17 protein-coding genes and 1 tRNA gene are annotated in these 22214 nt (G+C 34.4%); 10 read left to right on the plus strand and 8 right to left on the minus strand.

What is annotated here, in order from left to right; all coding sequences use genetic code 11:
* Positions 1-83: 83 nt before the first annotated feature.
* A complete protein-coding gene (locus tag BLV84_RS00985; protein ID WP_093238144.1) occupies positions 84-1352 on the minus strand; it encodes a mechanosensitive ion channel family protein in 1269 nt (422 codons plus the stop codon).
* Between the two features lie 273 nt (positions 1353-1625).
* Positions 1626-1707: transfer RNA gene (locus BLV84_RS00990), tRNA-Leu, on the minus strand.
* Between the two features lie 115 nt (positions 1708-1822).
* Between BLV84_RS00990 and BLV84_RS00995 the strand changes: the two genes are divergently transcribed.
* The gene (locus BLV84_RS00995) at positions 1823-3217 is read left to right on the plus strand and encodes a dipeptidase (protein ID WP_093238147.1); all 1395 of its coding nucleotides are present in this window, start codon (positions 1823-1825) and stop codon (positions 3215-3217) included.
* Positions 3218-3355: 138 nt separating this feature from the next.
* Here the strand turns inward: BLV84_RS00995 and BLV84_RS01000 are convergent, their stop codons facing one another.
* From BLV84_RS01000 to BLV84_RS01015, 4 genes are all read right to left on the minus strand, one after another.
* Complete coding sequence (locus BLV84_RS01000) at positions 3356-4918, minus strand: SGNH/GDSL hydrolase family protein (RefSeq protein ID WP_093238150.1); 1563 nt, start codon at positions 4916-4918, stop codon at positions 3356-3358.
* A gap of 10 nt (positions 4919-4928) precedes the next feature.
* Positions 4929-6185, minus strand: coding sequence for an OmpP1/FadL family transporter (locus BLV84_RS01005; RefSeq protein ID WP_093238153.1), 1257 nt, complete (start codon positions 6183-6185; stop codon positions 4929-4931).
* 111 nt (positions 6186-6296) lie between these two features.
* Positions 6297-7064: an alpha/beta fold hydrolase gene (locus BLV84_RS01010; protein ID WP_093238156.1), complete on the minus strand. Its 768-nt coding sequence runs from the start codon at positions 7062-7064 to the stop codon at positions 6297-6299.
* Complete coding sequence (locus tag BLV84_RS01015; RefSeq protein WP_093238159.1) at positions 7064-7777, minus strand: pyridoxine 5'-phosphate synthase; 714 nt, start codon at positions 7775-7777, stop codon at positions 7064-7066. The genes BLV84_RS01010 and BLV84_RS01015 overlap by 1 nt, the downstream gene beginning before the upstream one ends.
* An 87-nt stretch (positions 7778-7864) precedes the next feature.
* Between BLV84_RS01015 and BLV84_RS01020 the strand changes: the two genes are divergently transcribed.
* The 8 genes from BLV84_RS01020 (at position 7865) to murI (ending at position 15797) form a co-directional block, all read left to right on the plus strand.
* Positions 7865-8512: a CBS domain-containing protein gene (locus BLV84_RS01020; RefSeq protein WP_093238162.1), complete on the plus strand. Its 648-nt coding sequence runs from the start codon at positions 7865-7867 to the stop codon at positions 8510-8512.
* A 13-nt stretch (positions 8513-8525) separates the two neighbouring features.
* A complete protein-coding gene (locus tag BLV84_RS01025; RefSeq protein WP_200796244.1) occupies positions 8526-9407 on the plus strand; it encodes an NAD kinase in 882 nt (293 codons plus the stop codon).
* 105 nt (positions 9408-9512) lie between these two features.
* Positions 9513-10226: a type IX secretion system protein PorG gene (gene porG / locus BLV84_RS01030; protein WP_262501503.1), complete on the plus strand. Its 714-nt coding sequence runs from the start codon at positions 9513-9515 to the stop codon at positions 10224-10226.
* Entirely contained in the window at positions 10226-10963 is a 738-nt protein-coding gene (locus BLV84_RS01035; protein ID WP_093238174.1) for an isoprenyl transferase, read from the plus strand. The genes porG and BLV84_RS01035 overlap by 1 nt, the downstream gene beginning before the upstream one ends.
* A 58-nt stretch (positions 10964-11021) precedes the next feature.
* The gene (gene bamA, locus BLV84_RS01040) at positions 11022-13550 is read left to right on the plus strand and encodes an outer membrane protein assembly factor BamA (RefSeq protein WP_394330488.1); all 2529 of its coding nucleotides are present in this window, start codon (positions 11022-11024) and stop codon (positions 13548-13550) included.
* Positions 13551-13556: 6 nt separating this feature from the next.
* A complete protein-coding gene (locus tag BLV84_RS01045) occupies positions 13557-14375 on the plus strand; it encodes an OmpH/Skp family outer membrane protein (RefSeq protein ID WP_093238179.1) in 819 nt (272 codons plus the stop codon).
* A gap of 33 nt (positions 14376-14408) precedes the next feature.
* Positions 14409-14924 carry an OmpH/Skp family outer membrane protein gene (locus BLV84_RS01050; protein WP_093238182.1) on the plus strand — a complete coding sequence of 172 codons (516 nt, stop codon included), beginning with the start codon at positions 14409-14411 and terminating at the stop codon, positions 14922-14924.
* An 81-nt stretch (positions 14925-15005) separates the two neighbouring features.
* Positions 15006-15797 (plus strand): glutamate racemase, encoded by a 792-nt coding sequence (gene murI / locus BLV84_RS01055; protein WP_394330487.1) that lies wholly within the window; start codon positions 15006-15008, stop codon positions 15795-15797.
* 3 nt (positions 15798-15800) lie between these two features.
* On the opposite strand, the gene BLV84_RS01060 is transcribed toward murI, so the two are convergent.
* Positions 15801-16814, minus strand: a complete 1014-nt coding sequence (locus BLV84_RS01060) for a PorP/SprF family type IX secretion system membrane protein (RefSeq protein WP_093238185.1) — start codon at positions 16812-16814, stop codon at positions 15801-15803.
* Between the two features lies 1 nt (position 16815).
* On the minus strand, positions 16816-21162 hold the full coding sequence (locus tag BLV84_RS01065) for a choice-of-anchor L domain-containing protein (RefSeq protein ID WP_159429375.1): 4347 nt from the start codon (positions 21160-21162) through the stop codon (positions 16816-16818).
* Positions 21163-21234: 72 nt separating this feature from the next.
* Here BLV84_RS01065 and BLV84_RS01070 point away from each other — a divergent pair, with 72 nt between their 5' ends.
* A complete protein-coding gene (locus BLV84_RS01070; RefSeq protein WP_093238765.1) occupies positions 21235-22152 on the plus strand; it encodes a NifU family protein in 918 nt (305 codons plus the stop codon).
* Positions 22153-22214 lie beyond the last annotated feature (62 nt).

Genomic DNA, 22214 nt, shown 5'->3' on the forward strand with positions numbered 1-22214 from the left:
TTTCTGGATTTCTTATTGTGAACATTTATGCTTCCAAACTTGATCTGACATAGAAAATTCTAAGATATAGCACAAAAGACTAGCTACCGCTTTTGTAATTGATCTAATGATGTTCCTTTTATCCCTTGAATATCATTCCCTGAAGGTTTTTGGAACAAGACAAGATCGAAATCCCCGATAACCGCAATTAAATGTTCGAAAACATCTGATTGAATTAAATTCAATGGTTTAAAACTAACACTATTAACCCAGGCATATATTTCCAAAGGAAGACCATCACCGTCTTGCTGAAGCTGTCTCACTACCATATATTCGTTATTTATACCTGGATGCATCATAAGAAAAGATTCTATATACTGCCTAAAAAGACTGAGATTGGTAATAGTGCTAAGCTTCTCAAAATCATATCCTTTTTCATCGTTCCACTTTAATTTTTCACTTTCGCCAGAGAAAAGACCTTTAGCACGAAGATTTTTAATGAAATTTTCATCAACTTTTTTAATACTTCTAAGATCAATGAGCAAATGATGCATAATACGTCTGATATTGGTATCCTCCATCGCTCGTACATTTTTAAAACCATTTGAAACCAAAGCATAAGTTGGAACATTACTGATGGTATTATCCCAATTTCTCACTTTAACACTGGTCAGGTTAATTTCAGTCACCTGCCCATCAGCGTCATAATTATAAATAGAAATCCAATCACCCACGCGCACCATATCATTAACCGACACTTGAATACTCGCTACCAAACCTAAAATAACATCCTTGAATATCAAGAGAACAATAGCCATCCCTGCGCCAAAAGCAGTAATAATTGTCATGGGCGATTTTCCGAAAAGTATAGAAATGATCAGAACAGCAGAGATGAGATAGCAAATAATCAGCATCACTTGAATGTAACTACTTACAGGTTTCTTTTCATATTTTTTACTATGTTGTCCTAAATATTCCAAGGAATGGAATGTACGTGTCAGAAAGACCATGGCCATGATAATAATATAAATGACTGCAAGTATCCGCAGGTTATGCGTGGCAGCTGCACTAATATTAAAAAACAGTGGTAAAAGATAGTAAACCACAAAGCCAGTCATCAGCTTTGCCAAAGCATCAAAGACTCTTTTCTTGATAAAAATAGAGGTGCGGTCATTCTTTTTCTTTTTTAGCCAAGGCTTTACAAGAGCGCGAATTATTGTTCGAATAACTAAAGAAAAAAGCCAACTAGCAATAAATAAGGCGAAACTATTAATAACTACTGCTAAAAAATTGGATGAATTTTCCGCTAGTCCATATCCTTCTAGTAAATATCTAGTCCGATCTTGCAAACTTGAAATATCTTGATATAACATAGGATATACTTTTATAAAACTTCTTGGGTGCTAAAGAAGCTACAAATTTAAAGAATTGTTTCTTGCTAATTTTTTATTTATGATGATTTTGATCGGTATAAATTATCAAGTTCCAACCGAAAAATAAAATGCCTATTATTTAATAAAGATAAGTAACGAAGAGATAAGAATTAAATGAAATTTTAAAAATTTAGTTTTAGTACAAAATCCTTACATGACAGACATAAAAAAACCTCAACAATCTGATAATTAGATTGTTGAGGTTTTGCGTTGTGCGGGCGGAGAGACTCGAACTCTCACACCTCGCGGCACTAGATCCTAAGTCTAGCGTGTCTACCAATTCCACCACGCCCGCAATAATGTTGCCTAAAACATAAACTTGTTTTAAACGGGTGCAAATATAAACAATAATCAGAATTGACAAACATCGATTCCTTAAAAATTTATATATTGTCATAAAATATTTTTTTATGCTATCACCAAAAGATTATATAGAAAAGAATAAAGATGCATTCTTAAACGAGTTAATTGAACTTCTGAAAATTCCTTCAGTGAGTGCTGACCCTGCTTTCAAGGATGATGTTAATGCAGCTGCTAAGGTTGTTAAAAAGAGTTTACTTGCTGCCGGATGTGATACTGCTGAAGTTTGCGAAACGCCAGGTTTACCAATTGTTTACGGTGAAAAAATAATTGACCCAAAACTTCCAACAGTTTTGGTTTATGGACATTATGATGTTCAACCGCCAGATCCGATTGATTTATGGACAAGTCCACCTTTTGAACCAGTCATTAAAAAAACAGATATTCATCCTGAAGGTGCAATATTTGCACGTGGCGCTTGTGATGATAAAGGTCAAATGTTTATGCATGTCAAGGCTTTACAATACATGACAGAAACTGACAACTTGCCTTGTAATGTCAAATTCATGATTGAAGGTGAAGAAGAAGTTGGAAGTGTCAGTTTAGAATGGTTTTTAGAACGCAATCAAGACAAATTAGAAAACGATGTCATCTTGATTTCTGACACAGGAATGATCAGTAAAGATACACCATCAATCACAACAGGTTTGAGAGGTTTAAGCTATGTTGAGGTTGAAGTTACAGGACCAAATCGTGATTTACACTCAGGTTTATACGGAGGTGCAGTTGCCAATCCAATTAATATCTTGAATAAAATGATTGCTTCATTACAAGATGAAGATAACCGCATTACAGTTCCTGGATTTTACGATAAAGTAGAAGAGCTTTCAAAGGAAGAACGCCAAAAAATGGCTGAAGCTCCTTTTGATTTAGATGAGTATAAAGAACATATCGGCATTCCAGATGTACGTGGCGAAAAAGCTTACTCAACTCTCGAACGTGCGTCGATCAGACCAACTTTAGATGTCAATGGTATTTGGGGAGGTTATATTGGTGAAGGCGCCAAAACAGTTATTGCAAGTAAGGCTTACGCCAAAATATCCATGCGTTTAGTCCCTAATCATAATTGGGAGGAAATCACTGAGCTATTTAAAAAACATTTTGAAAGTATTGCACCTGCTGGCGTCACTGTAGAAGTCAAACCGCATCACGGCGGACAAGCTTATGTCACTCCAATTGACGGAATAGAGTATAAAGCTGCTGATTTAGCATTTAAAGATACTTTCGGAAAAGATGCTATTCCTTTAAGAAGTGGCGGAAGCATTCCTATTGTTTCTTTATTTGAGGGCTATTTAAAAAGTAAAACAATTTTGATGGGCTTTGGTTTAAATTCAGATGCTATTCATTCGCCTAATGAGCATTTTGGCGTTTGGAATTTCTTGAAAGGAATCGAAACAATTCCATATTTCTATAAGCATTTTACTGATTTAAAAACGAAAAGCTAGTTTTTAAAACTTTTTACATCAATACAAAAGAGCCTGATTTCGTTGTTGAAATCAGGCTCTTTTTTTACTTTATAAGCAAAAAACTGCCTCAAATCAATGAGACAGTTTTTTTATATTCTTTCTAAAATAATTGATTAACTACTGAACGTCATCACTGAAAGTGACAGTTCCGAAATTTCCAATATTAACAGTTGGGACAGTAGATCCGTAAGTTTCATTGATTGATTGTATAGCTTCACTTGCGATGAATGCATATCCACGAGGAGTTAAATGAACACCATCAAGAGAAAACGCTCCACCTGTTACAAAAGCTGATGTCATCACACCGCTTTCGTAAACAATACCCGTTGTAGAAACTTCTTTCATCAACTCATCCACATCAACGAAAGCTAAACCATTAGCTTGTGCTAATCCTTCAATAGTCGCATTAAAAGATTCTTTTGCAGTTTGCACCATCATGATTTCATCATCATCTAAAGCATCTTCATCTTCTATTGGGTTGACTGCATCTAAAACTAACATTGCTTGCTGAGGTGTTGGTGTTCCTCCTTGCTGAAGAATACCTAAAACTTGCATCACTTCTGGCGTTAAAGCAACAGAACCATAGCCAGAGTTTTGTAAAGCTCCTCTATCTATTGTTAACAGCAACAACTCTTCATCAGTCATTTGTCTAAATCCAAAAGGATTTTGCTGAGAAGGCTCAACGCTGATTAAAAATCTATTCGGACCTTCGTTAAATGTTATTGCATATTGAGCTGCAAGAGCTTGTGCTTGAGCGGCTGGCACGCCTTGCTGAATTAATGTTTGTGTAGCTATACCAGCAAATGCTTGAAAGAAACCAGTTAATCCTTGCGCTTGCGCAGCATCAAGGGCTAAAGCATTATTAGGAACAGTTGTGAAAAAAGGAATATTAGTCACATCTGGAATATTAAAAACAACACCTCCTGAAGCGTTCGCATTTAAAGCGTTTAGTAAATCATTATAAACTGAAGCAAAAACATTCGGATCCGTAATATCATTAGAACCATAAGTAGAAGGATCGAGATTTCCTGCTTGATCAACACCGATACCACCTGAAGTTGCAAAACTCAATATATCATTATTTCCAATCCAAAGAGAAAAGAAAGTTGGATTTTGAGAAGCAGCATCTTCAATAACTGTCGCTGATTCAGATGAAGCAAATCTTGCAAAATAAGGATTTGCTTGTCCAGACGTTATTCCTGCTGGATTTCCATAACCTGGCGCTGCTAAATGAAAAGATTTAGCACCTGGAACCCCCATATTATTAAAGGATCCTGAAAGTTTATTAGTGATTTCTGTTTGAGGCGTTCCTGCTAAAATTGCAGGTGCAGGTGAACCTGAAGTTACACTCAAAACCAATCTATTTTCAGAAATTTGTTGACCACCTAATAGTAACCCACCAAGATTATCAGCCATCATCGGCTGTTTAAACTCTCCACCACCAACTAATTCAAATTTAGTTGCCATGATATTCGGAAAAGAACTCTCTTGACCTTGAACGTAAAGTGCATTATCAGCGTAACCAGCGGTTAGCGAGTTACCAACTGAAACAAAGTTAGTGAAGTCAGCATCTCCGCTGACATAAATATCATTTTCTTGAACTTGGTTATCGAACTCAGGCTCACACGAAAGAAACATCGCACAGGCTGAAATTCCGATATATTTTAGATAATTTTTCATAGAGATTTTTTTATAATTTATAACTTACACCTATACCTGGTATAAAAGCATTTGATTTATAAGTACCTTTAAATGGAACTTCTTTTCCATCAACCATATAGTGATCGTAAGACGCATTTACTTCTTTAAACCTTACATACAAGAATGAAGCATCAATCGCTAAATTCTCATTGATTTTATAAGAAAGACCCGCTGTAAAACCTTGAGAATCATTTCTTGGTGTTTCTGGTGCAAAATAACCTTCACGTACTGGCGTTTGGTCGTAGTAATACCCTGCTCTTAAATCAATTGCACTACTTGCTTTATACTCCATACCAAATCTATATGATGAAGAGTTTTTGTAATTTCTTGGGTTTTTAGAATCAGCAACACTTGGATCCACAAAATCAATATCTAAATTGTCATAAGCTTCCCAGTAAGTTCTATTGTAATCTAAAGCGAACAACCATTTTTCAGTCGCTTGCCATGCTGCACCAATCGACAGTTCAGCTGGCATTGGTAAAGATGCATTAAAGTTTTTGACTCCATTTTCAGCAGGAACTAAACCTGAATTGGGAATATTAGAAAATGTTGCTTCTCCATTTTCAGCCTCAAGAATAATTTCAGATCTATAGTTCATCGCTATTCTAAAATTATCTGTTGGCGCAACTGTCATACTTGCACTCCATCCCCAGTTTGTTACACCTGAGTCCTCTATATTTACATTAGACCTATTTCCATTAATATCGGTTATAGTCTGATTAATGTTTCTATTAAATTCAACATTACCAGTTGCATATATCGGTCCACCGCCAATACTTACATGCTCGGAAAGTCTAATTGATAATAAAGGTTGAATATAAATTGCAGCCAAATCAATATTGTTGACTAAGTGAGATCCTGACCAATCTTTCTCCCATTTCACTTCACTACCATAAGGCGTGTAAACACTTAAACCTGCAGATAACCACTCATTAATTTTATAAGTGATGTAAGCGTAAAAAGGTGTTCCCGCAGGACTATCTGTTTCACTATATTCACCTGTTGTTTCGTTTTGCCATTTCACGTTTGACATAACAGCTGATACCCCAACAGAGACATTCAGTCTGTCCTCAAGCATCACAATTCCTGACGGGTTAAAAAATGCTGTTTCTGCACTGTTTACCAATGCAACTCCTGCGTGCCCCATTGCTAAGGCTCTTTGCCCTTGTGTAGCAACTCGGTAACCTCCTGCATAAATTGAGGAAGCTGATAACAGCAATACCGCTAATAATAAGATTTTTCTCATATTTCTATATTAGATTTTAAATATACTCATCAATAAATGATGTTTCAAATTTAACATTAATTCACAATTTCACAACAAAATTTTAATAATACTATGTTAGCATAGTAATTTTTAAGCTAAAAATGCGGATGTCACATTATAAAATTCATCCTGTTGTTCCGCATGAACCCAATGCCCAGCATTCTGAATGGGTTGAATTTTAGAATTTGGAAAATGATTTTTAATCAAATTATTATCTTCAGCTGTGATATAATCTGATTTTTTTCCATTGATAAACAAGGTCTGTCCCTCAAAAGTTTCATTTGCTTTTAATGCTTTACCAATCTCATTAATATTCGCCTTCAGGCTATCAAGATTTACTCTTAATCCGTATTCCTTTTTATTCTTTCTATATAAATTTTTTAATAAAAATTGACGAATAGATTTTATCTTGATGTATTTAGACAATAAATCATCAGCATCTTTTCGAGATTCAAAACAAGCCTCATCAACTGCGGTCAAGCCTTCTAAAATTTGTTGATGATGTGGCGCATAATATTTTGGAGCAATATCAACGACAATCATTTTATTAACGTAAGTCGGGAAGTGAGCCGAGAAAGTCATAACAGTTTTACCTCCCATTGAGTGCCCTATTAAATCAGCAGAAGACATGTTGTTTTTATCCATATAGCTTTTCAAGTCTGCCGCTAACAAGTCGTAATTGAATTCATCACAATGCGGACTTCTTCCATGATTTCTCTGATCGATTAAATGAACTTGATAATTCATCTCATCGGCATATCGCTTAGCTAATGTTTTCCAGTTATCTCCCATTCCTAAAAAACCATGTAAAATCAAAAGTGGTTTTCCTTCTCCTATCACATTCGCGTATAAATCCATTACTTTAATTTATTTAAATATTGTTTCACAACGTTTTCCAAACCTAAATACATTGCTTCAGAAATCAATGCGTGACCGATAGAAACTTCTTTTAAAACAGGAATTTGCTCTTTAAAATAAGCGATATTATCAAGTGATAAATCGTGACCGGCGTTCACACCAAGCGCTAAACTATCAGCTAAAACAGCACATTCCTTATAAGCTCTTATCGCTGTTAATTTATTATTTTGATAATGTTTCGCATAAGCTTCGGTGTATAATTCAATTCTGTCAACACCAGTTTTTTGCGCGCCTGTAATCATGTCTTGATTAGGATCAACAAAAATTGAAGTTCTGATGCCCTCTTTTTTAAAAAGTGAAACTATTTCTTTTAAATAATCTTCATTTTTTACAGTATCCCAACCAGCGTCTGAGGTTATCGCATCAACAGCATCTGGAACTAAAGTGACCTGCGTAGGCTTGTTGTTCAGGACAAGGTCAATAAATTTATCATTAGGGTTTCCTTCAATATTGAATTCGGTTGTTACTACTTTTTTTAAATCAGCAACATCTTGATAAGTAATATGTCTTTCGTCTGGTCTTGGATGCACAGTAATTCCCTGTGCTCCAAAAGACTCGATACGTTGTGCTGCCTCAACAACATTTGGCATATCGCCACCCCTTGCATTTCTTAAAGTCGCAATTTTATTTATGTTAACACTAAGTCTTGTCATTTTACTAAAATTTAGGTTTCAAACAAAAATACAATCTAAATTAAGATATAGGAGAATAGATTTTGTGTATTTTGCACTAAAAAAGCGATGAACTGGTTAAGTCTTGTCAATCCTGACGCTGATGTTTATAATTTTGATGCAAATTTTGAAAGTGAAATCTTCAAATCTGATGCGTCTCATTTTATCATAACTGAAAAAGATCAGTTTAAGGGATGTTTATCTCGAGAGGCATTAGATTTATCCAAAAAAGATGTTTCACCGAAAGACTTTACAGACGAATTTGAAATATTTTTCGGTCAAAGCCATCAAAATATTTTGGATATTTTCTCCCTTTTCGCCAATCATCAAACGAACAGACTTCCTATACTCGGCGATCATCATACATTCATGGGTGTCTTACACCTGAACGATATTTTTGAGATTATAAGTGAAACAAATTTTATTTCTAATAAAGCTGATACAATTATCATCCGAAAAAGCTCAATAGATTTTGCATATTCGGAATTGTTTCATTTATTGGAAAGTATGAATGCTAAAATTCTCGGTAGCTTTATCAGTGATCACAATTCTGATTTTGTTGAAGTTTTTATCAAAATTAAACATCAAGGTCTTAATGAAATTTTACAAAGCTTGAGACGCTTTAAATACAATATTGTGAGTCAACATCACGAAGATCAACATGAGATTAAGCTTAAGGAACATTCTGCTTATTTAGATAAATATTTAAACATTTAAAAAAGTTATGCCTATGAAAGTTGGGATTTTCGGACAATCATATTATCCGCAAACGCAAAAGTATCTTCAGCAGCTTTTAGGTGTTTTAAAAAAACATCAAATTGACATTCGTTTTGAGAAGAAATATCTTGAAATGATTATTGCCAATAAGTTCATTGATCCAAGCTCAGATTACGATTCTTTTGAATCACTAGACAAAACTTACGATTTACTCTTCAGTATTGGGGGCGATGGTACAATCCTTTCTGCTGCAAGTTTGGTTAAAGATTTAGAGATTCCGATTATCGGTATTAATACGGGTCGATTAGGCTTCTTGGCAACCATACATGACAACGAAATTGAGTCTCGTATTGAGGAAGTGCTCAACGGTAATTATTCAATTTCCAAGAGAAGCTTAATGAAAGTCGAAGCTTCTGAAAACAACGAAAAGCTCGGGCCTTTTAATTATGCACTCAACGATCTTGCTATCAATAGAAAAGACACAACTTCAATGATTACGATTGAAGTTTGGCTTAACGGTGAATATCTAAATGCTTACTGGGCAGACGGACTAATCATATCAACACCCACAGGATCAACAGGTTATTCTTTAAGTTGTGGTGGCCCCATCATTATTCCAAAAACAAATAGTTTTGTGATTTCTCCGATTGCTCCTCACAATTTAAACGCGCGACCACTTATTATTCCTGACGACACGGAAGTCAAATTAAGAATATCGAGTCGAGAAGATAGCTTTTTAGCATCAATTGATGCAAGAACAATCGCAATGCCAAATAATTGTGAAATCTATATCAAAAAAGCAGATTTTAAAATAGGTTTGGCAACTCAAAAAGAAGATAGCTTCTTAACAACACTTAGGAAAAAGTTGCTCTGGGGAGAAGATAAACGTAATTAAAAAGCAATAAAAAGTTATAATTTCTGTTTTAACTACAAATTTTTGAAATTTGCTGAAAGGCAGGACATTATTTTTATATTTGCAAACTTTTAAAAACAATTGCTTTTGAGATTATTAATCCTCATGCTTTTTATCATTACCTCAGCGGTGACTCAGGCTCAAACTTATGAAGCAGGCTTAGTTTTAGGAGGTACCAATTTTGTTGGCGACGTTGGCTCTTCATCCTTTACAAATCCTAGTGATTATGCTAAGAAGGATAAGTTTAGCTATGGCGCCATCTTTAAATGGAACCGAAGCCCACGACATGCATTCAGGTTTAGTATTATTCAGCATCGGACTTTCGGGTATGATCATCTTTCAGAATCTATTGGAAGGCAAAAAAGAGGATATGAGTTTAAGAATAGCCTGACTGAATTTTCAGTTGGACTCGAGTTTAATTTTTGGGAATGGAATTTACACGATTTTAAACGTCCACAATTTGTTCCCTATGTTTCAACAGGATTAAATTTTTTCATTGCAGACCATTTAGGTCCAAATGAACCCGAAAAAGAATTGGTCAAAATTGATGAAAACTATAATTTCGCCATTCCTTTAATTTTTGGAATTAAAGGAGCAGTTTCTGAGCGTTTTGTTATCGCATTAGAGTTTGGTGCGCGTTACGCGTTTACCGATAATCTAGACGGAAGCAATCCGCAAGAATCTATAGAAATAGATGAAATAGTCTCGTTTGGAAATCAAAATATGAATGATTGGTATATCTTTGGAGGTGTCACTCTAACTTATACTTTTGGCCGAAAGCCTTGTTATTGTAAATTTTAATGGAATACAAATCTCACATAAATAAAGAAAAATTACCGCAGCACATTGCTATCATTATGGATGGTAATGGTCGTTGGGCAAAAAAACAAGGTTTATTGAGATCTGTAGGACATGAGAAAGGAACAAAATCTGTTCGTGAAGTTGTTGAGGGTTGCGCTGAAATTGGCATTAAAAACTTAACACTTTATGCATTTTCAACCGAAAACTGGAACAGGCCTAAACTAGAAGTTAAAACATTGATGCGTCTTCTGGTTTCTTCACTCAAAAAAGAAATTAAAACATTACAAGACAACGATATTAGCCTAAATGCTGTTGGCTGTTTAAATAATTTACCTTCTAAAGCAAAAAAAGAGTTAGAAGAAGTTATTGAGAAAACAGCTCATAATAAACACATGACACTGACACTAGCACTGAGTTATGGTTCAAGAGAAGAACTTGTCAATGCCGTCAAAAACATTTCAGAAGAAGTAAAAAATAATCAATTAAACATATCGGAAATTTCGGAAGAAACAATCAACACGCACCTTTACACAAAAAATTTGCCAGATGTTGATTTGATGATTCGTACGAGTGGTGAACAACGCATTAGTAATTTTTTGTTATGGCAAATGGCCTATGCGGAATTTTATTTTACGCCAGTTCTGTGGCCTGATTTTAGTAAAGAAGATTTATTTGAAGCTATATTTAAATATCAAAAAAGAGAAAGAAGATTTGGAAAAACTAGTGAACAACTATAAGACCTTGAGATTAAATTACACATTAATCTTAGGCTTATTTCTTAGCATTTTCGGCATCATGTCAAAAAGCAGTCAAGCCCAAGACTTGCCAATTTCTAACGCTAAGAAATATGAACTTGCTGAAATCAAAGTCACTGGCTCAACCAGCTATAACGAGAGCACCGTTATTGCATTTACAGGCTTAAAAGTTGGGGATGAACTTTACATTCCTGGTGATAAGCTGAGTAAGGTTTTAAAGAAACTATGGGATTTAGGTCTTTTTAGCGATATTAATTTCTATATCACTAAAATTGAAGATGGTAAAGCTCACTTAGAACTCGAAATTGTTGAAGTTCCTAAACTTGAAAATGTGAAAGTTAGGGGTATCAAGGAACGTAAACGTAAGGATATTATCAAAGATTTTGATGTTGAGAAAGGAACAAAACTGACTGACAACTTTAAAATTAAGCTCAAAAACAATATTGAGAAAAAGTACCGAGAAAAAGGCTTCCTTAATGCCAATGCAGATATTATTACTTCTGAATCTAACGATAGTCTTAGTCAAGAAAATAAAGTTAATTTACTAATCAATATTGACAAAGGTGAAAAAGTAAAAGTTGCCGAATTCAATTTTTCTGGCAATGAAAAGTTTAGTGACAGAAAACTAAGAGGTATTGCGACAACAAAACAAAAGAACTTTTTCAGATTTTGGAAACGCTCTAAATTTTTAGAAGACGAATACAAAACAAGTAAAGAAGACATCATTAAGTTTTACAAGGAAAAAGGATACCGTGATGCTAGAGTCGTCTCTGACACCATGTATAGCCAAGATGGAACTGATGATGTAATTGTCAACGTTGATTTAAATGAAGGTGACAGATATTATTTTGGTAAAATTAAATTCTTAGGTAACAGTATTTATACTGATCAACAGCTCAATCAGATTTTAGGTATTCGCGAAGGTGACCCATACAACGGTACAATTTTGCAGAATAAAATTGCGAATAAAGAAAAACCAGATGCGCAAGACATCACTAACCTTTACCAAAACAATGGTTATTTGTTCTCAAATATTACTCCAGTTGAAACAAAAATTTATAATGATACCATTGATTTTGAAATCAGAATCCATGAAGGTAAACTAGCTTATTTTAATAACATCACTGTTGTTGGAAATAATAAAACAAACGATCACGTTATTTACCGAAACTTAAGAACACGTCCAGGACAAGTCTATAGCAAACAAGATGTTGTCAATACTGTACGTGAACTTGGTCAATTAGGATTCTTTAACCCAGAAAATTTAAATCCTGAATTCCAAAATGTGGATCCTCAATCAGGAACATTAGATTTAGAATATGTTGTTGAAGAACAAGGAAGCAGTCAAATCGAACTTCAAGGAGGTTACGGCGGTGGAGGCTTTATTGGAACATTAGGTTTAAAATTCAATAACTTCTCAATCAGAAATATTTTTAATAAAGATGCTTACAAGCCCATTCCAATGGGTGACGGACAATCGCTTTCATTAAGAGCGCAAGCAAGTATCTCTTTTCAAAATTACAGTTTATCATTTGTAGAACCTTGGTTGGGTGGTAAAAGACCTGTACAACTTTCGGTATCCTTATCGCATACAATTCAGTATCTATACAACCCGATTACAAGAGACGCTGATAGTGACAGAAGCTTCTCCATTACAGGAATCAACGTTGGTTTTGCTAAACGTTTAAGAGAACCTGATCAATACTTCACGATTTCTTCAGCGATTGGTTACCAGCATTTCAGCATGAACAACTATAATATTGGTTTGTTTAGATTCCCTGACGGTACATCTGAAAACTTTACAATCACTTTGGGTATCAATAGAGACAACACTTTTAAAAACCCAATTTTCCCACTTGGTGGATCAAAATTTGATTTCTCTGTGAAATTTACACCACCATATTCTGCTTTTAATAATGTTGACTATTCCGAATTGAAAAAAGAAAGAGCAACAGCAATTGAAAATGGAAATGATAAAAGAGTTTCGCAAATTGATCAAGAAAGATTTAATTGGTTAGAATTTTATAAAGTTAAATTCTCTGCAGATTGGTATAACAAAATTGTTGGAGATTTAGTTTTAAGAACAAAATTTGAATTCGGTTTCTTAGGTGCTTATAACAACGATAGAGGAATTCCTCCGTTTGAAAGATTCTTCTTGGGTGGTGATGGATTAGCAGGTTACGCACTTGATGGTCGTGAAATTGTCTCTTTAAGAGGTTACCCAAACCAGTCAGTCGTTCCTAAATCAAGAACTGTCAATGGTGAAGAAACATTTAACGATGGTGCAACAATTTACAATAAGTATACAATGGAGCTGAGATACCCAATTACATTAAAACCTACAGCTTCAATTTATGCATTGACATTCTTAGAAGGCGGTGCAACTTATGATAATTTCAAAAATTTCTCTCCATTTGAATTAACACGTTCAGCTGGGGCAGGATTAAGGATCTTTATGCCTGCATTTGGTTTGCTAGGTATTGACTTTGGCTACGGCTTTGACCCAGTTCCAGGTACTTCAGGTGCCAATGGATGGGAAACTCATTTTATTATCGGACAACAATTCTAGATTGGCATGGTTTTTTCTTATAAACAAAACAAGTTCTTATATTTATTGCTTTTCACTTTGATTAGCATAGCGGTAACCGCACAACGCGGAAACAAAATTGCTTACGTTGACATGGATTATATCTTAGAGCAAGTTCCTGAGTACAGGCAGTCTCAAGATAATCTCAATCAGCGTGTTCAGAAATGGAAAACTGACATTGCAAAAAAGCAACAAAAAATCGATCAGTTAAAAGAAGAATTAAATGCTGAAAGACCTTTGTTGACACCTCAACTCATTGAGGAGTTAGAAGATGAGATAAGTTTTCTTGAAGATGAACTTCTAGCGTATAGAAATGATAAATTTGGTGTTGAAGGAAAGTATATCACTCAAAAGAGACAATTAATTCAACCTATTCAAGATCAAGTTTTCAACGCAATACAAGATATTGGTGATAGCAGAAACTATGATTTTATCTTTGAAAATTCAGCTGATGCTCTCATGTTATTCTCTGCAAAGAGACATGATTTAAGCGATGTTGTTTTAAAAATGATTCAGATCAATGCACGTGGTAATAAAGATACTGAAGAAGTTTTAGAAGAATTAGATCAGTACAAATCTGTTGAGAAAGCAGAGCAAGACGAAAAGAAAGAAGCAGAAAGAGAAGCCGCTAAAGAAAAGAAGAAGCAAGAGAGAGAAGATATTATGAGTGAGCGCCAGAGAAAAGTAGATTCACTTCGCGCTGATAGAGAAAGAAAATTTGAAGAAAGAAGGCAGAAAATATTAAAGCAAAGAGCAGAAAGACAGAGAGAAAGAGATTCGATAAAAAAAGCCAGAGAAAACGATTAATACTAAATAAACAATAATTTAAAAACTAAAAAAATGAACAAAATCAAATCAATATTAATTGCATTGACATTGACCTTAAGTTTAGGTTTCGCAGCAACAACGCAAGCACAATCTAAAGTTGCACACATCAACGCTCAAGAATTTATTGAAAATTTACCAAGCTACAACAATGCGATGTCTCAATTACAAAAATTAGAACAAAGCTACCGTAGCGATATTGATGCGACACTTAAAGAAGCTCAGAAAAAAAATCAACAATATCAATCTGAAGCTGAAACGGTAACGCGTGAGGAAAATGAAAAAAGAGCGATGGAATTGCAAGAGATGGAGCAGTCAATCCGTGAATACCAACAAACTGCTAGTCAAGAAATCCAAAAGAAAAGAGAAGAGCTTTTAAGACCTGTTCTTGAAAAAGCAAGAGAAGTGATTCAACAAGTTGCTCGTGAAAAAGGTTACGAGTATGTTTTTGACTCTTCAACAGGAGCTGGTGTTTTGATGGCTGATGGTTACGATTTAATGGACGATGCTAAAGCAGCAATCGGAGAGTAATTAAATTTTACACATAATCTTATTATAAAAATGACCAATAATCTTGGTCATTTTTTATTTTTATACGAAACTTAAACAATTGTGTCAATAAAAGATTTTCCCATTGGTGTATTTGATTCTGGTGTTGGTGGCACATCAATTTTAAAGGAATTGATGAAAGCTTTACCTCATGAGCGCTTTATCTATTTAGCAGATAGTAAAAATGCACCTTATGGCACAAAACCAGTTGATGAAATCATTAAACTCAGTCAAAAAAACACAACACATCTAATTTCTAAGAAAGTAAAACTTATTGTCGTCGCTTGCAATACAGCAACGACAAACGCGATTTCTATACTACGAGAAAGTCACCAACTTCCATTTATCGGGATTGAACCTGCTATTAAACCCGCAGCTTTACAAACAAAATCTAAAAGTATTGGAATTTTAGCAACAAAAGGAACACTGAGTAGTGCTTTGTTTGAAAAGGCTTCAGAACTCTTTAAAAAAGATATTAACATCACCGAAGTTGAAGGAAAAGGAATCGTTGAGGCTGTAGAAAATGGAGAGACAGAAAATAAAGATTTTCAGAAAAACTTAAAAAAACAAGTTGACATATTTAAAGACAATGCAATTGATTGCTTGGTTTTAGGCTGCACTCATTATCCTTACATTAAAAAAGATTTAAAAATTTTATTACCTGGTATTAAAATCATAGATTCAGGTTATGCTGTTGCTAAACAGACAAAAAGAATTCTGATTGATAATAAAATTCTTCAAGATGAGCCTAAAAAACAAATTGTTGACATTTATACAAATGCCAACAATTTAAAAGTTATTGATCAGATTTTTAAAAACCAGACTAAAGTCAATTGTCAGTTTTTAGATTTCTAATTCTTATTTCAAGAATGGACAGTTACATTTATAACGTCTTTTATTTTCTCCAAAGTTGATACCCAAAGTGATTTGATGAAATCCAGAATTTGAAAGAACAACTGAATTCGCTTGATATGTGTACATATAAGCAAACATAAAACGATCATAAGTTACACCAACAAATGGAGATAAATTTTGGTAATTATCTGCGGTTTCAACCTCACCAGAGGCGTTATTAAACTCGGCTGCATCTATTGCTCTTCTGTATGATAATCCGCCCCAGAAGTTGCCAAAAGGCGTCATATAATAGGCTTTGAAGTTAACATCTATGTTAGATTCAGCAGTTTCATCTTTGTAATGGTACATCAAAGAAGGCTCAAATGACCATTTTGATAAATCTCTATTAAACGTATAACCAAAAGAAGCTAAATATTGTCTTTGATTATCAGTTTCGTAAACATCAGTAAATATCTTTCTCTCTTGCGGCATGATATTTTTAACAGTCGCATGTAGAAAAAACTCTCCATATAAATATGATAAGCCAAAGTCTAAATTAAAATAAGCATCTGTTTGCTCAACACCTGTAATAATAGGATCAGGATTTTCTATATTGCTCAAATCTGATTCATCCAACTTTTCTTGAGAAAAGCCAAGATTCATTCCAAAGGATAAAATATTCGCTTTTTCGTTAACATTAGAAAAAGGAATATGATAAGCAAATGTTGCCAATGCGCCTTGTTGAGAAAAACGTCCATTTGAATCTTTAAAAAGAATTCCGCCTACACCTACATTCTCCCCTATTCGTCCATTAATACTTGCAGTGTATAATGCTGGTGCGTCATCAACATCGAACCATTGCTGACGACCTGTCAATCTAATTTTGTTTTCAGAAGAAGCACCTGCCATTGAAGGATGGATCAAATAATAGTTATCAGTTAAATAATCCTTATAAATCGGTAGTCCGCGTTCTTGTGCCGTTAGTGAGATTGTAAAAAGTATTAATAATAATACAAAGGGGTTTTTATGTATTGTCATCTTATCGTTTTAATGTAAAGTGAGATTTAAATGTTTTAGTTTGTTCTGTTCGCGGTTCAATATAAGTAATTGTAAACCAATAATCATTAGATGGTAGTAATTCTCCTTGGTAACGACCATCCCAACCTATACCAGCAGGTGTCATTGTGTAAATATGCTTACCGTAACGATCATAAATTATAATTTCAGCATCTGGTTGATCAAAATTTGTGATATTCCAAGTATCATTATAACCATCTTCATTAGGTGTGAAAAATTCTGGGAAATCAATCAAGGTTATTGTTTTCTTTTCAAGTCCACAACCAAATTTATCTCTAGCTGTCACTGTATGTTCACCTCCCACGACATTATTAAAGATAATTTCAGTTTGCCCTTCTTCAAGATCAAACCAATCACCGTAATCTAATCTAAACTCATAATCGCCCAAACCTATATCAGTTATTATAACGCCAATAGCATGCTCATTATTTTGGAAGGCATCTGTTAAAATATTGAGTTCAAAGTCTATTTGTCCACTTTCTAAAATTGTTGCTGTCGATGAATTCTCACAGGCTATACCTGATAAAGCATTTGTAACAATAACTGTATACTCTCCTGGTTGCTCAGCTGTGATGTTCGATGAAGTTTCTCCTGGAATCAATTGTCCATCCAATTGCCATTCGAAATCATAATCCACTTCAGATAAACCTGTATCTATGTTTGGTGGTGATGTTTCCGTAATCACCAAGTTACCATTTTCGTCTAAACATACTGATTTACCATCATTATTAGAAATATCAACAATCGGAATAACATTATCAAGAGCAAAGCTTGTCATTTCAGAACGACAACTAGATGCTGTATTGATGACAGCTGCAAAAATTTCATTTTGAGAAGACCCTAAATTATAGGCTCCTGGATTTTGAATAGGATTTTCATTATTAAAATCTGCAGCAGTTGCATAGTAAGCAACTACATCGCCAGTTCCATTAGCATTGATAAATGCATCCTGAACAGTTAAATCAACTTGAGAATTAGCATCATTTTCAAAGTCTATACAAACTTCTAAAGTTGGTGCAACAGAAACTGTTGGCTGAGGCGTAATCAATAACTCAAAGGTTGACGTGGCTGTACAAGTTGTATTGTTTGAATTTAAGATTTCAATTGTTATAGATTCCTCAACATTAATATTATAATCTTCTGGCGTATTTATCAAATCTCCAGCTTGATTGTAATAATTAACTTGGTGCGAATCTAAACTTTGATTATTTCCTAAAGCTAAATCTTCTACCATTGTTAAATCATAATTTGCTGTTCCTAATACAGGGTCTATACATGATTCTATATCTTGAACTGCAGCAACTTCAACATCATGAATAATAATCTGAAAGCTACCTATTGAATAGCAGCTTTCTAAATTAGAGTTTTCAATTCTAACATATATATCTTGTGTTGCATTAATCGGAGAATAAGCTGTGACATCCTCTCCTGCAGAAGTTAAACTATTATTACCAGCAGCTGCATCAGCTTCAGTTAAATAATATGAAACTTGATAATTTCCTGTTTGTGAACCAATCACTTCAGTTTCATTTTGTGTTAAATCAAATTCTTGTGTTGAGCTGAAATCTCCACACTTTTCAAGATCAATTGTGTTTTCTACAAGAGGTTTTTCAAAAGCTTCTATAAGAAATGAAGAAGTTTCGAAACAGCTTGTATTTTCATCATTAACAACATTCACATAAATTGTTTTTTGACCTAAAATAGCTATTGTATATGCCTGTATATCATTAATTGCTGCATCGGTATCATTATTTAAAGCTGCATCTTCTGATGAGTAATAATACACGCTATAATCATTTGCATCTTGCTCATCTAAAGCAGGATCTGTTTTTACTGATAAATCAAAAACTGTTGTTCCTGTGTTTGGATCTTGACACTCTTCAATAACATCTGTCGTTGTTAAATCGCCAATTCTAACATTGTCAACTTTCAGGGTAAAGCTGCCCGTATCAAAACAACCAACTGTATTTGGGTCTAATACGCTTACAAAAATTTCTGTATCTTCAGTAGCTTCATAATTTTCTACATCATTATCCGAAATTGGGTCTGTTCCTGCTTCAGCATCATCTTGAGTTAAAAAGTATTTAAATACAAGATTATTAGGGTTTTGTCCATTCAGATTTTCAGGAATTTCAATATTAGTCAAATCAAAATATACTGGTACTGAATAGTCATTACATTGTCGTAAATTGGTTAATTCATCAGAGATTTCAAGATCTTGGTAAGTAATTTGAAACTCAGCAATCTCAATACAACCCGTTAACTGATTTAAAACAAAACCTTCTGCACGCGCAAAAATCGGCATTGTTGTCCCTTGAAAAGTGAAGTTATCTGGGTTTGTAATTGGGTTTGTATTATTTTCTGCATCTTCTAAAGTTGTAAAGTACTTAATTTGAAAGTCGCTTAAATCATCTCCCGGATCAATCATATTTGGACTATTAATCGTCAAATCAAAAGGGTTACCCTCACATTGTGTTAAATCAATTGGAGCTGGTTCAGGAATTGGTGTTGGGTAAAACTCAACAAGTATCTCAGCAGTTAATTCACAATTACCCAAATCATAACTAACACCATAGAGGCCTGGTTCAGAAACATCAAGAGTAAAGCCTGACTCTCCTGCTATTAGTTCATCATCTTTAAACCATGTAATTTCAACATCATCAGGCAAATCGATTGTTGATGAAACGTCTAAGTCTAAAGTAATTGTTTCACCTTCACAAGCCGCTTCATCACTTCCCAAAAGAATATCATCACCTAAATCTAAAGTTCCAAAATCAAAAGTTCCGGCTGATAAAAAGATCGCTGAATCCAAGATAGAATCACCACGATCAGCAATCACCATTTTGATATGGTACTGGGTATCAACGATTAAATCAGCTTCAGCTGTCATCACAACTGTATAACCTCTATAAGCGATTGGATCAGCAACTCCATCAGCACCTAATAATCCGTAGTAAGCATCAAAATATTCAACATTTTGGGAATTACATCCAGTGTTATATTCATCATCTCTAATTGATGTCACCGATATCGGATCATTTGTTCCTGGAACAACAGCTATGTTTTGTGTTTCTCCAGTTTCTAGATTTGTTAATAAGAAAGCAAAAGAATCAGAATAATAACATTGATGAGTTCCATATTCTTCAGAAGCAAAAACAAAATCAAAATTTAGAGTTGTTGAAGCCGCTACAAAATCAAACTCTAAGATAGAGGCATCATTTGAGTTGTCTGGTTCCAAGTCTGGAACTGCATTTTCTAAATCAGAATCACCTGCCCAGGAACCATCACTTATAGGATCGTCGTGTGGCCCTGGGGAATTAGATGCAACACCTGTTGTAATCACAATTCCTTCATCAATACCAAAACTAGAATTATTTCTATTAAAATAACCAATACTCGCAGCATTAGGATTACCTGAGAAAATAATATTATCAAGAATTGCACAATCATTATCAACCAAGATATCTTTAACAAGATCTTCAGTTGAAGTAATCGTTTTATTTTGACCTGTATTTGGTGTGACAACATCAAACTGAGTTGATGCCGAATAATTATCATAAGGATAACCTGCTTCAACAGAAATATAACGCGCTTCAGTCGTGACGTTTATTGTAAAAGGCGTTCCAGCGCAACCGAATTCATCTTCAACAGTTATAGTCACTATAAAAGTCCCTATTTCATTGTAAGAGTGGGTGACATTTGCACCTTGCACATGAGGAGTTCCATCACCAAAATCCCAAGTATAAGTTAAGTTATCATATATACCTGATGAAGGTGTAACGTCTGCAAAAAAATCAAGTTGCTCATCAAAAGCAACATTTTGGGTATTATCAAAGCCAGTGCTAATTCCCATGTCATAAGTCTGACAAGGATCTCTGATATCAAGTTCGGCTTCCCAGCCCAAATCATCGTTAGAAATGGGAGAGGAAAAAACAAATGTCAAACAACCTGTCGGGTTGTCATCGCTGGCAGTCACTGATTCTAATTCAGCATTATCACCTGTAAATCCACCGCCTGTATATACGCCTATTTCAGGTATTTCAGGATCGTCAGTAAGATCTCCATCGTATATTGTCAAGTTTGACGGACCTAATACAAACTCAGAGAATCTAGCCACAAGAAGTTTTCCATCTGTTTCAGGACAAATAGTATGTGTGAATGTTCCTTGCTGTATTCCTCCATTTGGACCACCTGAATCATAAAAAGTCCCTGAATCAGTCGGTGTGATTTCACCATCTGTCATAATTATTTCCTGCGAAAAAACAGGAAACACAGCTAAAATCAGTAAAAAAAATAATAATTTTTTCATCATAAACAATTTCTTATATCGCAGGTCAGGATGGCTTTATTTTGTAATTTTGCAAATAAAAATGTTATAAATATGCAATCATTTACAGTTGATGCCAAACCTACAAATAAACCTACAATTTTCAAATTCGAAGTTAACGTTTTTTTAACCAAAAACAATTCCTTTGAATTTAAAAACATAGAAGAAGCTCAAATTTCTCCATTAGCCACTAAACTTTTCTATCTTCCATTTGTTAAAACAGTATTCATTTCTCAAAACTATATTGGCGTAGAAAAGTACAATATTGCTGAATGGGACGATGTTAAAAACGATGTGGCAGACCTCATAAAAGAGTTTTTAGAATCAGGCCAAGAAGTAGTCGTTAAAGAGGTTGAAAATGACAAGAAAAAAGTGCCTGTTACAGTTTATGCAGAAAGCACACCTAACCCTGCGGTAATGAAGTTTGTGGCTAATAAAAAGTTGGTCATCGAAATGGCAGAGTTCAAGAACATTGACGAAACAGAAAACGCGCCAATGATTGAAAAACTTTTCCATTTCCCGTTTGTTAAAGAAGTTTTTGTTGATTCTAATTACATCTCAATTCAAAAATATGATATGGCTGAATGGGATGATGTCACTTTAGAGTTACGTGAATTTATCAGAACTTATATTGAGGATGGTGGCGATATAGTTAGAACTGGTGCTGTCTCTTCAAAAAATTCAGAAGAAAAAAGTAGTTCTGCGCCTCAAATAGACGTCAGCAAACTTGATGATATTTCTAAAAAAATCGTTGAAATTTTAGATGAATATATTAAACCAGCTGTTGCTAGTGATGGTGGTAATATCGCATTTAAAAATTATGATAAAAACTCTAAACAAGTTGAAGTGATTCTGCAAGGTGCTTGTAGCGGTTGCCCTTCGTCAACTATTACTTTAAAAAACGGAATCGAAACTATGCTAAAAGAAATGCTTGGCGATTCTGTGAGTGAAGTTGTTGCGCATAACGGCTAGAATCACTTTTACTTATCCTTTAAACTAAAAATGACCTAAAGTTCTTATCAACTTTAGGTCGT

This window comes from Psychroflexus halocasei (assembly GCF_900107595.1).
Classification (GTDB): Bacteria; Bacteroidota; Bacteroidia; order Flavobacteriales; family Flavobacteriaceae; genus Psychroflexus; species Psychroflexus halocasei.

Coding starts and splice junctions, on each gene's coding strand:
- BLV84_RS01035 (WP_093238174.1), top strand. CDS start 10,226: ATGGAATACAAATCTCACATAAATAAAGAAAAATTACCGCAGCACATT.
- BLV84_RS01070 (WP_093238765.1), top strand. CDS start 21,235: ATGCAATCATTTACAGTTGATGCCAAACCTACAAATAAACCTACAATT.
- BLV84_RS01020 (WP_093238162.1), top strand. CDS start 7,865: ATGAACTGGTTAAGTCTTGTCAATCCTGACGCTGATGTTTATAATTTT.
- BLV84_RS01065 (WP_159429375.1), bottom strand. CDS start 21,162: ATGAAAAAATTATTATTTTTTTTACTGATTTTAGCTGTGTTTCCTGTT.
- BLV84_RS01005 (WP_093238153.1), bottom strand. CDS start 6,185: ATGAGAAAAATCTTATTATTAGCGGTATTGCTGTTATCAGCTTCCTCA.
- BLV84_RS01015 (WP_093238159.1), bottom strand. CDS start 7,777: ATGACAAGACTTAGTGTTAACATAAATAAAATTGCGACTTTAAGAAAT.
- BLV84_RS01050 (WP_093238182.1), top strand. CDS start 14,409: ATGAACAAAATCAAATCAATATTAATTGCATTGACATTGACCTTAAGT.
- BLV84_RS00985 (WP_093238144.1), bottom strand. CDS start 1,352: ATGTTATATCAAGATATTTCAAGTTTGCAAGATCGGACTAGATATTTA.
- BLV84_RS01025 (WP_200796244.1), top strand. CDS start 8,526: ATGAAAGTTGGGATTTTCGGACAATCATATTATCCGCAAACGCAAAAG.
- BLV84_RS01000 (WP_093238150.1), bottom strand. CDS start 4,918: ATGAAAAATTATCTAAAATATATCGGAATTTCAGCCTGTGCGATGTTT.
- BLV84_RS01060 (WP_093238185.1), bottom strand. CDS start 16,814: ATGACAATACATAAAAACCCCTTTGTATTATTATTAATACTTTTTACA.
- BLV84_RS00995 (WP_093238147.1), top strand. CDS start 1,823: ATGCTATCACCAAAAGATTATATAGAAAAGAATAAAGATGCATTCTTA.
- BLV84_RS01045 (WP_093238179.1), top strand. CDS start 13,557: ATGGTTTTTTCTTATAAACAAAACAAGTTCTTATATTTATTGCTTTTC.
- bamA (WP_394330488.1), top strand. CDS start 11,022: ATGTCAAAAAGCAGTCAAGCCCAAGACTTGCCAATTTCTAACGCTAAG.
- BLV84_RS01010 (WP_093238156.1), bottom strand. CDS start 7,064: ATGGATTTATACGCGAATGTGATAGGAGAAGGAAAACCACTTTTGATT.